The organism is Rothia terrae, assembly GCF_014705925.2.
In the GTDB taxonomy this organism is placed as follows: Bacteria; Actinomycetota; Actinomycetes; order Actinomycetales; family Micrococcaceae; genus Rothia; species Rothia terrae.
This window is the reverse complement of sequence record NZ_CP061539.1, coordinates 1,588,019-1,603,468: the sequence shown is the minus strand read 5'-3', so window position 1 is coordinate 1,603,468 and position 15,450 is coordinate 1,588,019. Positions and strand designations below refer to the sequence as shown.

Below are 15,450 nucleotides of genomic sequence, written 5' to 3'. Positions count from 1 at the left end.
AAAACAAGTGCCCCGGCATCACGGATGATGCCGGGGCACGAAGTATCGAGCTATCAGCTCGGGAGTCTAAAGATTAGACGCCGTAGTACATCTGGTACTCGAGGGGGTGCGGTACCAGGGTGAGGGGCTCAAGCTCGTTGGTGCGCTTATAGTCGATCCAAGCCTGGATGAGGTCCTCGGTGAAGACATCGCCTTCAAGCAAGAAGTCGTGGTCAGCTTCAAGAGCGTCCAGTGCTCCAGCCAAGTTAGCGGGAGCCTTCTTGATGTCCTTAGCTTCTTCAGCGGGCAGCTCGTAGAGGTCCTTATCGATGGGTGCAGGAGGTTCAATGCGGTTGCGGATACCGTCCAGACCTGCCATCAGCTGAGCTGAGAATGCGAGGTAGGGGTTTGATGAGGGATCCGGTGCGCGGAACTCAAGGCGCTTTGCCTTGGGGTTGGTACCGGTAATCGGGATGCGAATACCTGCTGAGCGGTTACCCTGTGAGTACACCATGTTGACGGGTGCTTCGTAGCCGGGAACCAGGCGCTTGTAGGAGTTCACGGTGGGGTTGGTGAACGCAAGAACTGCTGAAGAGTGCTCGATCAGACCGCCGATGTACCAGCGAGCAACATCTGAGAGGTTTGCGTAGCCGCGCTCGTCATAGAACAGGGGCTCACCGTCCTGCCACAGTGACTGGTGGCAGTGCATACCTGAACCGTTGTCACCGAAAACAGGCTTAGGCATGAAGGTTACTGACTTGCCCCAAGCGTCCGCGGTGTTCTTGATGATGTACTTGAACTTGAGAAGGTCGTCTGCCGCTTTGGTTAGGGTATCGAACTTGTAGTTGATTTCAGCCTGACCAGCTGCGCCTACCTCGTGGTGTGAGCGCTCGACTTCAAGACCAACCTCATCGAGAGCTACACACATAGCGTCGCGCAAGTCAGCCTGCTTGTCGACGGGTGATACGGGGAAGTAACCGCCCTTGATGGGGGTCTTGTTGCCCAGGTTGCCGCCTTCTTCCTTGCGGCCGGTGTTCCAGTAAGCCTCGTCTGAGTCAATCTTGAAAAAGGTTGACTGCGGGGTTACCTGGTAACGAACGTCTTCAAAGACGAAGAATTCTGCTTCTGATGCGAAGAACGCGGTATCAGCGATACCGGTTGACTTGAGGTATTCTTCTGCGCGTTCTGCAACACCGCGGGGGTCGCGGAGGTAAGGATCACCGGTGCGGGGGTTCACGATGGAGCAGGTAACGATGAGGGTCTTCTCAACACGGAAAGGATCAACGTATGCGCTTTCAACATCGGGAATCAGCTGCATATCTGACTCAGCGATACCCTGGAAACCGCGGATGGATGAACCGTCAAAGAGCTGACCGTTGACGAAGAAGTCATCGTCGATTGCTTTTGCGGGGAGGTTGAAGTGCTGCTGAACACCGGGAAGGTCAGTGAATCGGATATCAACAAATACAACTTCTTCGTTCTTGATAAAATCAAGAACTTCTTCTGCGCTAGTGAACATAGTCCCTAGTACTCCTTAGAATCGGGTCAACTCTGTGTGCAACGTCTGCGAACTTGCGTCTTCTGTTGCCTTGTTACGTTCTACTGTATGAACTAAATTTTGCCCTGAAGTGTCTTGAATGTTTCAAGTATGTAACAGCTCCCGGGCTTTACAGTAAAGCGGTAATGGTTAAATCGTAGCGGGAATACCCTGCGTGCTGGTGAACTTCTAAGGCTCTTTGACCAATTAGGCAATCTTTTTCAAAGTGTGGACGTTTGCCGCTGGCTGCCTTGCCGGGTACTAAACGGTAGGCTGGAGGGGTGAAAAACGATAGTTACGGTTCTTCTTCAATCAAAAATAATGAGCAACCTTACCCCGGTCAAAGCTTGGGACGCCCCAGCGACGGTCCTGGTTCCATCGCCAGCATTATCAGGCGCGTCATCGCGTTTTTTATTGACTGGTACCTGTGTTGGGGCCTGCTAGCTCTAGCTGGTTTCGCCGATCAGTCATGGCTTCTACTCATCGTGGTTTATCTCTATATGAGTCTGCTTATCGGCTTTGGCGGCCATACTGTAGGCCAGCTGGTTGTAGGGGCACAGGTGCAGACTCTTGACGGGCGTCCCGTTGGCTATGCCACAGCCTTTTTACGCTCTTTCTTGGTCATGCTTCTTTTACCGGTTCTCATGATGGACAAAGATACTCGCGGTGTGCACGACCGCATCCGGCATACTGCTCTTGTCCGTATTCGCTAGAGCACACCCCAAAAATTAGCAGGACGCAGGGGGACGGCAAACGCCACCCCCTGCTTTTGTAGAACTTTAGCTGAGGCAAAAAGGATAGAAAAAAGTCCCACCGAGCTGACTCGATGGGACTTTTTATAAAGTTTAGCGACCGCGCATACCCTTGCGATCAGGACGCATACGCATGGGATCAACACCCTTGGGCATCGGAAGGTTCTGGTTACCCAAAGAAGTAATACGGCTGTTGACCGCCTGAACTTCCTGCTGAGTCAACTTATTTTCCAACTTGTTCATCTTGCGGGTGACTTCCTTCATGGGAGTCTGACCCTCGCCGTTTCCAGCGTTGATGACGTGAACAGGAACGTTAGGCGCAATGCGACGCAGGGTTGCCTTCTCCTTGTTCACCAACTGGGCAACACGCTTGGTCGGACCTTCGGTCACAAGAACGATGCCGGGGCGACCAACAGCGCGGAACACTACGTCCTGGGTGCGAGGATTAACAGCGGCGGGCTGCTGATCAACAATCCAACCGCGACGCAGAGTGCTCATGGCAGCACCGGACGCACCGGTCTGGCCATCAATCTGCGCGAAGGCGGCTTTTTCAGCGCGGCGCGAAAGAATCATGACAGCAACTAGCACTGCAAAAGGAATACCAATGAGCAAGAAGGTAATCCAGTTATGCAGCAAGATACCGATGAGCAAGAAAACCAACAAAGTTGCCAGAGCAGCCAGCAACATAATCCAACCGATGTTCGGGTCAGACTCGCGGGTCATCTTGTAGACCTGCTTCATCTGAGCGAACATACCCGGCTTCTTGTTCTGAGCGTTCTTAGTTTCAGCGCGCTTTGAGCTAGCGATGCGAGATGAACCAGGCTTGCGCTTAGTCTCGTTACGCTTTGCGCTGGTGGGCTGAGCCGAAGTGCGGGTCTCAGCACGCTTTGATGAAGCACGCTTGCTACCAGTCGATTGAGTCACAATGAATCCTTGAGTGCGGTATGGCATGTACTGCAGTACTCAAACTGCAAAATACCATTCTATAGGTAAACCGGTGCTAGTTCGAATGCGTTATGCGACACTCAAGCTAACACCGGCTACACCGTGATGCTTAGCCGACTAGACCGGCAGCGACGAGGGAAGATGCTTCCTGGGCTGCTGAGCCGGTATCGTCAATGTGCGACAGGTGCTCGGGAATCTCGCGTCCGTTCTTCTTCATGGCGCGTGCCCACAACTTACCTGCGCGGTAAGATGAGCGAACCATCGGGCCCGCCATAACGCCTGCAAAACCGATTTCTTCAGCCATCTTGGACAACTCAACGAACTCCTGAGGCTTAACCCAGCGGTCGATGGGATGGAAGAGCGGACCGGGGCGCAGGTACTGGGTGAGAGTAATAATGTCGGTGCCCGCATCGTGCAAATCGCACAGAGCCTCGTAAATCTCATCGTTGGTTTCGCCCATGCCGAGAATCAGGTTGGACTTGGTGACAAGGCCAGCTTCTTTACCCTGAGTGATGACATCGAGTGAACGTTCGTAGCGGAACGCGGGGCGAATCTGCTTGAAGATACGTGGCACAGTCTCAAGGTTGTGCGCAAAAACCTCGGGCTGAGCATCAATAACCTGCTGGACATCCTGCTCACGACCCTTGAAGTCGGGAATCAAAATCTCCACACCGGTATTCGGTGCTACGCGGTGAATCTGGCGAATGGTCTCCGCATAAATCCACGCACCGCCGTCTTCAAGGTCATCGCGTGCAACACCGGTCACGGTGGTGTAGCGAAGACCCATCTTCTTCACGTTCAAAGCAACCTTGATCGGCTCAGTTTTATCAAGAGCAACAGGCTTACCGGTATCAATCGCGCAGAAATCGCAGCGACGGGTGCACTCAGAACCACCGATGAGGTAGGTAGCTTCGCGATCTTCCCAGCATTCATAGATGTTAGGACAGCCAGCTTCTTCACATACAGTGTGCAAACCGCTACCGGTTGAAAGCTCAATCATCTCACCGTAGTTAGGGCCAACTTTAGCTTTGGTCTTAATCCAGTGAGGCTTCTTCTCAATAGGCACCTGGCTGTTACGCTCTTCAACGCGAAGAAGCTTACGGCCTTCGGGCTTATCGCTCATTTTTTATCTCCTAGTGATATGTCCTGTAAATTCTTGAAAATCTGAGGTGAAAGTTAGCGTCTAAAGCCGTGCTGAGTCGGGTCATCGCCAGGCTCAAAGTCGAGAGCCAGCTGATCAGCGAGCTTCACGATTTCTGCTTCAACGCGCGGTGCCATTTCGGCGGGGGTGACGGTGCGCCCAAGCTGTTCACTAATAGTGGTAACGCCCGCATCGGTAATACCGCACGGAATGAACTGACCGAAGGGGTTGGTCTCATTTGAGCAGTTCAATGCAAAACCGTGCATTGTCGTTCGTTTAGAGACGCGAATGCCGATCGCCGCAATCTTCTTATCGGGGGTAATGCCGTCTCCGAGAATCCACACACCCGAGCGTCCTTCAACCCGGTCTCCGGTAATACCCATATCTGCCAGAACATTAATAATCATCTGCTCCAAAATGCGCACGTACTTAACGACGTCGAAAGGCAGTGGCAGACGCAAAATGGGGTAGCCGGTGAGCTGACCAGGGCCGTGCCAGGTGAGCTTGCCGCCACGGTCTGTCTTGATGACAGGAATGCTTTTGTCCTGAGGATATTCGTGGTCTTCAGTGAGTTTACCCGCCGTGAAAACAGGCTGATGCTCTAACAAAATGACCGTATTTTGGGTTTTAAGGGCGGCTACTTCATTCAGTAGTTCCACCTGACGGTCCAATGCTTCTGAGTAATCTACAAAAGCAGGGTCGTACCCCATACGTTCAAATATCACAGCCATAAGAACTACCTTAACTCTTAAAGGGCAAGTTCTAAAACGAGAAGACTGTGGGATTCACCAAAGGCGGAGCGAGAATAAAATTTACGTTCTATGACGCGTGCATAAACCTTATGCCACTAGGGCTTTTGCTAGCCTGTGGATAACTTTCGCGGTGATTTTGGAAAATCGTGTACACCTGATGTCATGAAGAATTTTGAACCACGACCTGAGTCGACTAACCTGCCCATTACCAATTGGATGCCGCTGGTACCCCACGAAGTGGATGCTCATGCCCACAGCCACGATGCTTCTGAAGCTTCATCGGCCATAGAAACCGGTGATACCCACGCCAACGGTGCATCTCATTCCACCGGTGAATACTCCGTGATCTACAAGATGCAATCATTGCCGCACGGAGCGCTTTGGCTCGTCAGCTGCAATGAAGCGCAAGGAAAATCGAGGGGACTGGCACCGGGAGAATACACCCTGCACAGTTCAGAGTCTCAAAGCGATACTCTAAAAATCCGATCTTTAGAACGCCTGCTTAACCTTGATAACCCAGAATCTGTAGCGACGCTTCTGACCCATCGGGAATCCGACCACCGCCATGAAAAATGGTACGAACCGCTAGGGGCCGGAAGCCTCGATAACGTACTTTCTGTCAGGTCAACTCTCACCCCGGGCGAGGTCACTTACCTTGCAGAGAGCGTAGCAGCCGCGCTCACCTGGGTGCACCAACAGTCCTTTGCTTACTCAGAACTCCGCCCGCACACCGTGGCCTTCACACTCGATGAGATGAAGCCCAAACTCCTTGCCCCAGACATCGACTTTCGCGGTGCACCCGCAACCATTGCAACCCAGCATAAAGCCCACGATATTCGTGAATTTTCAGCCCTCATCTGGCGTGCTCTCACCGGAGTTATTCCTGAAGATACCATCACTAGAAAACCGCTATCTTTATACTGTCCCGATGCGCCAGACTCATTGGCACAGGTTCTTGAATTAGCTTTGGACGCGCCTGCAGATGCTCAACCGCAACTTGCTGAGATAACGGCGGCGCTCGCATCCTATGCAAAACCTACGCCTATCGAACTTCACACAGCTGCTCACCCGAGCGTTAAAGGACGCTTGCCGGCGCGCATCGTGGCTCCTGCTACATCTCACGGAGTCTCACGAGCATCACGCACTACAGCCACACCAAAGACTCGTCAGAAGAAAGCTACTGGAATAACAACTAGTAAATCTCGACCACGGTGGCTGCTTCCCGTAGCGGCCGCCGTAGGTGTTTTAGCGGTCTGTGCTGCGGGGCGGACGCTGGTCAACGGTAACGAAGAACCGCAGCAATCAGCTGCTACCGTGACTTCGGAGCCCTCAGTCCAGCAGGTAGCTGAAACACCTGCAGAATCTCACCCCAGTAGCTCTGCCTCAGCCACTTCTGACTCCATTGAAAGTATCACTGCGGATGCTGAACACCTTGAAGAAGATATTCACTCAATCTTTGAGGCACGCAACAAGGTTTTGGCATCCGGCAACGGCAATGGAATCGTCGAATACGCTGTACTTACCTCAGACGTAGCCCGAGCAGACGGTGAACTGATTTCCCGCGACTCTGATCGTACACTCGCGTCCCAACCACTCAGCGTCGTAGAGATTACCGAAATCTCAACCGACGCTGAACACGCGCAGGCGACAGTCACCCTCAGAAGCAATCAAACTCAGCTTGCTGGAACCAGCGGGATAACCGAGGTCAATGGGGGAGCTCAGCAGCGCGCCCGCCTCACCCTTGCGCTACAGGATCATCAATGGAAGCTGGAGACAGCAGTGCCTATCAGCGACTAAAGCAGGAATGAGGCATAAAAAGGCGGGCCAGAACAGTGAGTTCTGACCCGCCGGGTATCGAAAATTTTTAGTGGATTGCAAGGGCAATGATGACGTTAATAACCGCTAGACCGCCCACCGCATGCGCAAGACCGGTAGAAACGGGCAGACCCTGCTTGTACTTCTTCTGACCGATGAAAGCACAAACAACAATCGCCAGGGCAATCAGCATCTTGATGCCGTATCCCATGTGGTTAATCTGAGCACCGTTAGAAGTCGCCAAAATATACATGGTCAAACCGGTGATAAATGCCAGCAAGGCTGAATGAAACTGACCCGGCAAAACCTTCGGCGGCTTAAAGTTAGCCACCCACAAACCGATAATGAGCACCACGCTAATAACGTGCAAAATCAACAAAATAGTATGAAGCATACTTTTACTCTACGCACTACCAACGCTATTTGCGGACAATCTGTTCATAAAAGCCTCAAGTGTGACACAACGTAAGGTAAAGTCACGGGACAAATATAAAGGACGCCGGTGCCTCTATGAGTGGAGACACCGGCGTCCTTAGCTCAGAGCGCTACGCCGGGCAACCGGCGAGACGCGTTCTTAGAGGCCGAGCTCAGCGTCGAATGCTGCTTCTTCCAGGCGCTGCTTGAGGAAGTTCAAGAAGCGACCTGCATCTGCACCGTCAACTACGCGGTGATCGTAGGTCAGTGAGAAGTAAGCGAGGCTACGAACTGCGATAACGTCGTTACCTTCTGCATCCTGAACGATTGCGGGGCGCTTGTTGGTTGAACCAATGCCCAAGATTGCAACGTTCGGCTGGTTGATGATCGGGGTGAAGAATACACCGCCGGTCTGACCGGTTGATGAGATGGTGAAGGTTGAACCTGAGAGCTCCTCGGGACCAACCTGGCCGTCGCGTGCACGCTTTGCAACGTCGCCAATCTTCTTAGCAAGACCAGCAATGTTCAAATCGCCTGCGTCCTTGACCACGGGAACCAGCAGGCCCTTGGGGGTGTCTACTGCCAAACCAAGGTTCTCTGAACCGTGGTAAGTGATTTCCTTGAAGTCATCTGACATTGAGGAGTTGAACTGGGGGAACTGCTGCAGAGCCTCGGTCACTGCCTTTGCGAAGAAGGGCAGGAAGGTGAGCTTTGCGCCCTCGCGAGCTGCGAAGTCGTCCTTAGCCTTGTTGCGCAGTGCAACCAGGCGGGTCAGGTCAATTTCCTGAACGGTGGTCAGCTGTGCTGAGGTAGCAAGTGACTCAACCATGCGCTTAGCAACGGTCTGGCGAATGCGGGGAGCCTTCTCGGTGGTGCCACGCTTTGATGACTTCTCAACCTTGGGAGCTTCCTTCTTAGCAGCTGCGGGAGCAGATTCTGAAGCTGCAGGAGCTGAAGCTGCAGGTGCTGATGAGCCCTTAGCCTCAACTGCTGCCTGAACGTCCTGCTTGCGGATGCGGCCACCAACACCGGTGCCCTTAATGGTGGAGAGGTCGATGCCTTCCTGCTTAGCGAGCTTGCGAACCAGCGGGGTTACGTAAACTTCGCCGTTTGATGCAGGTGCTGAAGCCTCTTCTGAGGTCTTTTCCTTCTTAACCTCAGCTTGGGGAGCTTCCTTCTTCTCCTCAGCTGAAGGAGCAGGTGCTGCTTCTTCCTTCTTCTCTTCAGCTGCGGGAGCTGATGAAGCTGCTGATGCGTCACCGATGATAGCCAGAACCTGGCCAACTTCAGCGTCCTCGTCTTCCTGGATGCGGATTTCAAGGAGAGTACCAGCTACGGGTGAGGGAACCTCGGTGTCTACCTTGTCGGTTGAGATTTCAACGAGGGGCTCGTCAACTGCAACTTCTTCGCCGATTTCTTTGAGCCAGCGAGTGATGGTGCCTTCGGTAACTGATTCACCGAGTGCGGGAAGGGTAACTTCCTGACCTTCTGATGAGCCTGATGAAGCGGGAGCAGCGGGCGCTTCCTCTTCCTTCTTCTCTTCAGCTGCGGGAGCTTCTTCCTTCTTTTCTTCAGCGGGTGCTGCGGGAGCTTCTTCTGAAGCGCCTGAGCCGTCGCCGATAACTACGAGGGGAGCACCAACTTCGATGTCTTCGTCTTCTTCAACGAGGATCTTTTCGATGGTACCTGCAACGGGTGAGGGAACCTCGGTGTCTACCTTGTCGGTTGAGATTTCAACGATGGGATCGTCAACTGAAACGGTATCGCCAACCTCTACCAACCAGCGGGTAACGGTGCCCTCGGTTACGGATTCGCCCAGTGCGGGCAGTTCAACAGTAGTCGACATAATGTCTCTTTCCGTCCTTCTATAGTGATGCTACGAAAATCTATGAGAGGGTGGCACGCTCGGTCTTCAAACGTGCCACCCTAAAAGCTTTATTAGCCGTGCAGGGGTGCGCCAGCAAGTGCCATCGCTGCTTCACCCAGTGACTCGTTCTGAGTGGGGTGTGCGTGGATGAACTGTGCAACGTCCTCGGGGAATGCTTCCCAGACAACCCACATCTGAGCCTCACCGATCTGCTCGCCCATGCGTTTACCTACAGCATGAACGCCAACGATGGGGCCGTTCTTCTCGCGGACAACCTTAACCAGGCCGCCGGTGCCGAGAATAGATGACTTGCCGTTACCTGCAAGGTTGTACTCTGCAACCTCAACGTTTTCCCTGCCGAACTTCTCTTCAGCCTTGGGCTGTGAGTAGCCAACGGAAGCGATTTCGGGGTCACAGAAGGTGACCTTGGGGATGTTGATGTCTTCAACAACCTGGGGGTTCAGACCAGCGATTTCTTCTGCAACGAAGCGACCCTGCTGGTAGCCGCGGTGTGCAAGCTGTACGCCGGGAACAATGTCGCCGATTGCGTAGATGTTGCCAACGCCGGTGTGCAGACGCTCGTTAGGAATAACGAAGCCGCGATCAAGGGTGATGCCCTGTTCTTCGTAGCCCAGGCCATCGGTGTTAGGGCCACGGCCAACAGCTACAAGAACGATGTCAGCTTCAAATACCTTGCCGTCGGTCAGGGTAACCTTTGCACCGTTTTCGTCCTGCTCTACTTTCTCGAAGAAAGTACCGAGGTTGGTCTTGATGCCGCGCTTCTTGAATTCACGCTCAACAACCTTGATGATTGCGGGGTCCTCGTTGGGTACAAGGTGAGGCAGACCTTCGATGATGGTTACGTCTACGCCGTATGAGCTCCACAGTGATGCGAACTCTGAGCCGATAACGCCACCACCGAGCACGATTGCGCTTTTGGGGGTGTAATCCATCTGCAGTGCCTCGGTTGAGGTCAGCACGCGGTCGCGAATCTCGATGCCGAAGGTCTTTGAGTATGAGCCTGATGCAAGGATGATGTGCTTACCCTTGTATTCGGTGCCATCTACGGTGATGGTGTCTTTGCCGGTGAGCTTACCGTCGCCTTCGATGACGGTAACCTTCTTCATCTTCAAGAGACCGGTCAGGCCCTTGTGCTTACCTGCAACAATGCCGTCCTTGTATTCGCGAACCTTAGCCATGTCGACTGAATCAAGGGTTGCGTTAACACCGAACTTTGCGGATTCGCGGGTTTCTGCTGCAACTTCTGCTGCGTGGAGGTAAGCCTTGGTCGGGATGCAACCGGTGTGCAAACAGGTGCCACCGAGCTTTGCCTTTTCGATCATGCCTACGGTAAAGCCAAGCTGCACTGCGCGAAGTGCTGCTGAGTAGCCTGCGCTACCGCCACCGAGAATCAGAACGTCAAATTCTTGAGCTGCTGCCGTATCGGCCACGTTGATGCTCCCTTTTGTTGAAAGTCGGGGCTAAAAACCCCGCGGTTTAACTATGTAGTTCGATTCCTAGCTTATCGCGTGTTTGGGTGTTGCTCTACTTTGTTTCGTTTCAACACTAAGTCGTGTTGGTGAACATAGTCACAGGTGAACGTAAACACTTGTACGCTCAGCCAAGAAAACTGGGTACCGGGTAAGGGGGACTTTTAAACGCATAGCCCCGCTATAGCCCCTATGCTCTCAGCTTGCGACTGTAGCTGAAAGCAAGAAAGCGATAGCGGGGCGGGTACCTAGCTCACGAGGGGTAACCGCGACCTACGGTCTAGTTACCAGCACGAGTTTCCAAGAACTTCACCAGCGTGGGCACGGACTGGCCAGTCCCTTCCTTGGGAGTGAAGCCAAACGCGGATTCTTCGTTGAACGCAGGGGATGCAATATCAAGGTGCGCCCAAGGAATCTGACCTTCATCGGTAGAGCCCACGAATTCCTTGAGGAAGATACCCGCTGAGAGCATTCCGCCAAAACGGCTACCGATATTTTTGAGGTCTGCCACCTGTGAATCCAAGGCAGGACGCAGATGAGCAGGAAGCGGCATCGGCCAGAAGTCTTCGCCGGCAGCCTCAGCCGCGTCCACAATCTGCTGACGGATGGCGTCATCACCCATCACCGCAGAAGTGCGAGTACCAAGAGCAATCATCTGGGCGCCGGTAAGGGTTGCCACATCCAAAACTACATCGAAGTTCTGTTCCGATGCGTACGCCAAGCCATCAGCCATGACGAGGCGACCTTCAGCATCAGTATTCAGCACCTCAACTGTGGTGCCGCCACGCATCGTCAAAACGTCTTCGGGGCGAGTTGCGGTGCCTGAAGGCATGTTTTCAGCCAGGCACAGATAAGCCGTTGCGCCAATGGGTAGGCCAAGCTCAGCTACTGCAGCTACAGCATTGAGTACGGATGCGGCACCCGCCATATCGCACTTCATCGTCATCATGGCAGCGCCAGGCTTAATGGAAAGACCGCCCGAATCAAAGGTGATGCCCTTGCCTACCAAAGCCACGGAAGTTGACGCATCCTGAGGTGCATACTTGACCTCTACAAAACGAGGGCCGCGTGATGAGCCTTTACCAACGCCCATGATGCCGCCAAAGCCCTCAGCTTCAAGCTCTTCGGGCTCAAAAACGCGAACACTGACATCATCTAAGTCTTTAACGCGCTCGATTGCTTGCTGAGCAAACGTTTCGGGGTAAAGATGCGACGGGGGAGTATTCACCAATACACGAGTATGGTGAACAGCCTCGCCAAGAATGAGCGCGCGTTCTAATGCTGAAGAAGCAGCGTCAGCTTCCACATCGGTGATAATAACTGCAGAAGAAACAGGAGCCTTGACCTTCTCCGCGCTTTTCTCTTTCAGCTGTGAGTCGGTAAAAGCACCAAAAGCTATACCTTCAGCAACCGCTGCAACATCATCCACGTCCTCGGTGGGAACAGCCACAACAATATTCTCGCAACCTGCTAGCTGACGTGCAGCCGAGCCAACGCCGTAACGCAAAGCGTTAGCGCGTGTAGCAGCATCCTCGCTGCGTTCGCCCAGACCAGTAAGAACAACAATCTTTGCGGCTGAATCCTCAACACCGGGCAGGCGGTAGACCTGATCTGCGGCGCCCGAGATACCGAGATCTTCAAGAACAGCCTCAAGACCCTCTACCGTCTGAGCAGACAAAAAAGAAGGTGCAAGAGAAGCACCCTCAGACGATGAATAAACACCGAGAACCAAAGCATCAGCATCGATAGCATCGGCTCCAGAAGAAGCAACAGATAATGTGATCTCTGAAGTCATCAAAACATCCTTACATTTTCAACGAAACACACAGCCAAAAAGGACTATGTATAGGTGACTTCTTTTTAGAATACTCAGCGAAAACTGTACCCACAACCACACAGAAAGTGGACACCCCTAGAAGTACACAGTGCAGCGGTGTACAGTTGACCACTCCTGAGCGAAATTAAGCAGTATTTATCAAGTGCAGGGTATAAAATTCCTATTCGACGATAAAAACTTGTAGATGTTGTAAAGATAAGAGGAGGAAGCCGCCGTGTTAAACCCCGATAGCCTGTACTTAGCTAAGGCTGGCGTGTTCGAGAACGAGAACCTACGCGGACTTCCCCTCGTTGTTTCACTCTCGCATCCGCAGGATGCCGGTGGTACCGCGGGTCACCTCGGCGAAGTTCTTCTCAAAGAGCTAGAAAACGCATCCATCCTTGAATTTGATATGGATCAGTTACACGACTATCGAGTGCGCCGTCCCCGTGTGAAGTTCAAAGAAGATCATTTTGAAAAAGCAGTGATGCCTGAGCTCAAGCTCTACCTGATGGAAGACCGCTTAGAGACTCCTTTCTTGCTGCTCACCGGTGCTGAGCCTGATTTGCAATGGCAGCGCTTTGTCACCGCGTTATCTGATATTGCAGAGCGGCTAGAAGTCTCTCTCACCATTTTTGTCTCGGGCTTTCCGATGCCTGTTCCGCACACGCGTCCTATGCTTGTCACCGCTCACGGTTCTCGCAAAGACCTCACCCACGGAATCTCTGCATGGCACCCCATCGCCGAGGTGCAAGGTTCTATCTCGCATCTGCTAGAAATCGGATTGGGCGAGCGCAACATCGATACTGTGGGCTTTGCCATCAATGTTCCGCAGTACCTCTCAGAAGCAGATTTGCCCCAATCAACATTGCTAGCCATGGAACACGTCTCGATGGCTGCTAAGTTGAGCCTGCCCTCAGATAAGCTTCGCGATTCTACGGAAAGCGTGCAAGAGCAAATCAACGAGCAGGTTCAGGCAAACCCAGAAATTGGCATGATGATTGAGCGTTTAGAAGAGAACTACGACTACAACGTCAAGGCTTCAGATATGCAGTTGCTTTCTTTAGCTGAACGCGAGGGCGACAAAGTTCCCGACCGCGATGAAATTGGCGCTCAAATTGAAGAATTTCTTGCTCACCTTGATGAGAAGTCTGAAGACGAATAAACCTTCACTAGATACCCGAAGGCGCTGGCAATTTCTTTGATGAAGTTGCCAGCGCCTTTGATGTTTCTCAAGGTTTTTAATTGTGGACACAGCCCAATGTTGACATCTTTTACTGTTGATAGGTGTATTAGCCCTAGTCGGCTGTAGTGATTATCCACAGATTTTATAGAACGCTGGCGAGCTGCCGGACAGCTGTGGTCAAGTAAAACCATGAACACTAAGAACCACAAATCTTCGCACTCTGCTGAAGAATCAGAATTCACGCCGCTACGCTCACCTGCAGACATTGCAGCCTACACCATTCACGCATTGGGGTACTGGCCCGAAAACTCCATCGTTGTTCTAGGAATCTCAGACGGAGGAGTCGGACCTTGCATGCGAGCTGATCTCATCGACCTAGAAGAACGCGAGCATATGCAATCGTATATTTCGCACCTGATGGAAATGATGCCGGAATTCGATGAGCAAGGGCATCGTTTTGAAACTTTCTTCACTCTCTACTTCGGTGAAACCAGCACAGAAGAAGCTCGAAAAATCCAGGCGGGGGAGAGCTGGCAACCACACCTTGAACTGATTCAACAGGATGCTCAAAGTGTTGCCCGTATCCAGCCATGGGCTGAAAGTTCATTCACAGCGGCTCGAGAACACAATGTTCACTTGGTGGAATCTTTTTACGTCAGCACCTACACCCGCTGGCGTTTGGATAACCCCGATGAGCTCATGTTCTTTGACGGCATGGTCGATGAAATCGTAATGAGCCCGCATTACGCTCAAATGATTGCACACGGCTCCAGCGTTGCCCATGCTTCGCAGGACAACCTCCCCACTCCCGCGTGGGATGTACTTGCCACCTCGCGTCCTGACGACAAAGACCAATGGCTGTCAGATGCTAACTTTTGGTTTACCTCTTACCGAGCCACTATTACCGCCCCTCATAGTTCTTATGCACAGAACTACAGTCAGCAAAAAACCGCAGAATTTACACTGTGGAACCACTATATTCAACGCATTATGGAAAGTTGTGAAACTGACGAGTTCGGCTCAGCGGCATCCGGCACCTGGGCTGATCAGCTCCGCGATGCCCTTGCGCCAGAAAGTGCCGGTTTTCTCGCCTCCACTCTTACCACAATGGGTACAGGACAACTTGTTTTGGCACTGGCATGTGCCGACCTTGAAACTGTTGTAGGTGCGCTGGCCGAACTCGATGAACTTGATGATACTGAGAAAACCGCCCGAGGGCAGGTGCTCTTTCCAGTAGCAGAACGAAAAACTTTAGAGTCCGCCTCGTTCAGCGATGACGCCGCGCTTCCGGCGCACTCCCTCGATACCATCGCAGGCTACCTTATGGGCACTTCACCCACCGCACCACACTGGGAACGTCTCGAAGCGCTCGACCTGCTATTGGATTTGGTGAGTTACAGTGCTGAAAGCGGTTGCCTGGGCCGTATCTACATCATGCAAGCGTGGATTCACTGGCTCAAAGGACGCACGAGTGCCGCCTGCGCCGTCCTGGAGCACAGCAAACAGTACCGGGAAGAGACAGAGTTCATAGCTTTTGAAGAAGCTATCAATCGCAACTTTATTCCCTTGTGGTGCCAAGATTCCCGGCAAACATGGCGAGGAACTTACCTCCAAATACCCAATTTTTACCCGCCACGCAAGAGTTAGAAGTATATTTTCTTTACTTCTTCTGGAATAATTGAGCCTCGACCCCGTCATTATCTGATGAGAAAATCTCCCGCACTCGGGAATAATTGAAAAACTTCGTGCGTTGAAC

12 protein-coding genes are annotated in these 15,450 nt (G+C 52.6%); 4 read left to right on the top strand and 8 right to left on the bottom strand.

Translation table 11 applies throughout. The features are described from left to right. Positions 1-73: 73 nt before the first annotated feature. Entirely contained in the window at positions 74-1,498 is a 1,425-nt protein-coding gene (gene glnA / locus IDM49_RS07420) for a type I glutamate--ammonia ligase (protein WP_190724043.1), read from the bottom strand. Between the two features lie 299 nt (positions 1,499-1,797). On the opposite strand from glnA, the gene IDM49_RS07415 reads away from it, so the two are divergent. Next, positions 1,798-2,229 (top strand): RDD family protein, encoded by a 432-nt coding sequence (locus tag IDM49_RS07415; RefSeq protein ID WP_190724042.1) that lies wholly within the window; start codon positions 1,798-1,800, stop codon positions 2,227-2,229. Positions 2,230-2,361: 132 nt separating this feature from the next. On the opposite strand, the gene IDM49_RS07410 is transcribed toward IDM49_RS07415, so the two are convergent. The 3 genes from IDM49_RS07410 to lipB all read right to left on the bottom strand — a co-directional run bounded on the left by IDM49_RS07410 (position 2,362) and on the right by lipB (position 5,085). Then, the gene (locus IDM49_RS07410) at positions 2,362-3,192 is read right to left on the bottom strand and encodes a DUF4191 domain-containing protein (protein WP_375546070.1); all 831 of its coding nucleotides are present in this window, start codon (positions 3,190-3,192) and stop codon (positions 2,362-2,364) included. Between the two features lie 130 nt (positions 3,193-3,322). Beyond that, on the bottom strand, positions 3,323-4,336 hold the full coding sequence (lipA, locus tag IDM49_RS07405; RefSeq protein ID WP_190724041.1) for a lipoyl synthase: 1,014 nt from the start codon (positions 4,334-4,336) through the stop codon (positions 3,323-3,325). A 53-nt stretch (positions 4,337-4,389) separates the two neighbouring features. After that, on the bottom strand, positions 4,390-5,085 hold the full coding sequence (gene lipB / locus IDM49_RS07400) for a lipoyl(octanoyl) transferase LipB (protein ID WP_168615041.1): 696 nt from the start codon (positions 5,083-5,085) through the stop codon (positions 4,390-4,392). A gap of 183 nt (positions 5,086-5,268) precedes the next feature. Here lipB and IDM49_RS07395 point away from each other — a divergent pair, with 183 nt between their 5' ends. Next, positions 5,269-6,903 carry a serine/threonine-protein kinase gene (locus IDM49_RS07395; protein WP_190724040.1) on the top strand — a complete coding sequence of 545 codons (1,635 nt, stop codon included), beginning with the start codon at positions 5,269-5,271 and terminating at the stop codon, positions 6,901-6,903. Between the two features lie 67 nt (positions 6,904-6,970). On the opposite strand, the gene IDM49_RS07390 is transcribed toward IDM49_RS07395, so the two are convergent. The 4 genes from IDM49_RS07390 to IDM49_RS07375 form a co-directional block, all read right to left on the bottom strand. Further along, on the bottom strand, positions 6,971-7,315 hold the full coding sequence (locus IDM49_RS07390; protein WP_168615039.1) for a DUF2463 domain-containing protein: 345 nt from the start codon (positions 7,313-7,315) through the stop codon (positions 6,971-6,973). Positions 7,316-7,495: 180 nt separating this feature from the next. Next, positions 7,496-9,181 (bottom strand): 2-oxoglutarate dehydrogenase, E2 component, dihydrolipoamide succinyltransferase, encoded by a 1,686-nt coding sequence (gene sucB, locus IDM49_RS07385; RefSeq protein WP_190724039.1) that lies wholly within the window; start codon positions 9,179-9,181, stop codon positions 7,496-7,498. A gap of 92 nt (positions 9,182-9,273) precedes the next feature. Beyond that, positions 9,274-10,653 carry a dihydrolipoyl dehydrogenase gene (gene lpdA / locus IDM49_RS07380; protein WP_168615037.1) on the bottom strand — a complete coding sequence of 460 codons (1,380 nt, stop codon included), beginning with the start codon at positions 10,651-10,653 and terminating at the stop codon, positions 9,274-9,276. A 319-nt stretch (positions 10,654-10,972) separates the two neighbouring features. Next, positions 10,973-12,487 carry a leucyl aminopeptidase gene (locus IDM49_RS07375; RefSeq protein ID WP_190724038.1) on the bottom strand — a complete coding sequence of 505 codons (1,515 nt, stop codon included), beginning with the start codon at positions 12,485-12,487 and terminating at the stop codon, positions 10,973-10,975. Between the two features lie 256 nt (positions 12,488-12,743). Between IDM49_RS07375 and IDM49_RS07370 the strand changes: the two genes are divergently transcribed. Together IDM49_RS07370 and IDM49_RS07365 are read left to right on the top strand one after the other, a co-directional pair. Further along, positions 12,744-13,673 carry a proteasome assembly chaperone family protein gene (locus IDM49_RS07370; protein WP_168615035.1) on the top strand — a complete coding sequence of 310 codons (930 nt, stop codon included), beginning with the start codon at positions 12,744-12,746 and terminating at the stop codon, positions 13,671-13,673. A gap of 210 nt (positions 13,674-13,883) precedes the next feature. Beyond that, positions 13,884-15,341: a DUF4192 family protein gene (locus tag IDM49_RS07365; protein WP_190724037.1), complete on the top strand. Its 1,458-nt coding sequence runs from the start codon at positions 13,884-13,886 to the stop codon at positions 15,339-15,341. The last annotated feature ends 109 nt before the right edge of the window (positions 15,342-15,450 follow it).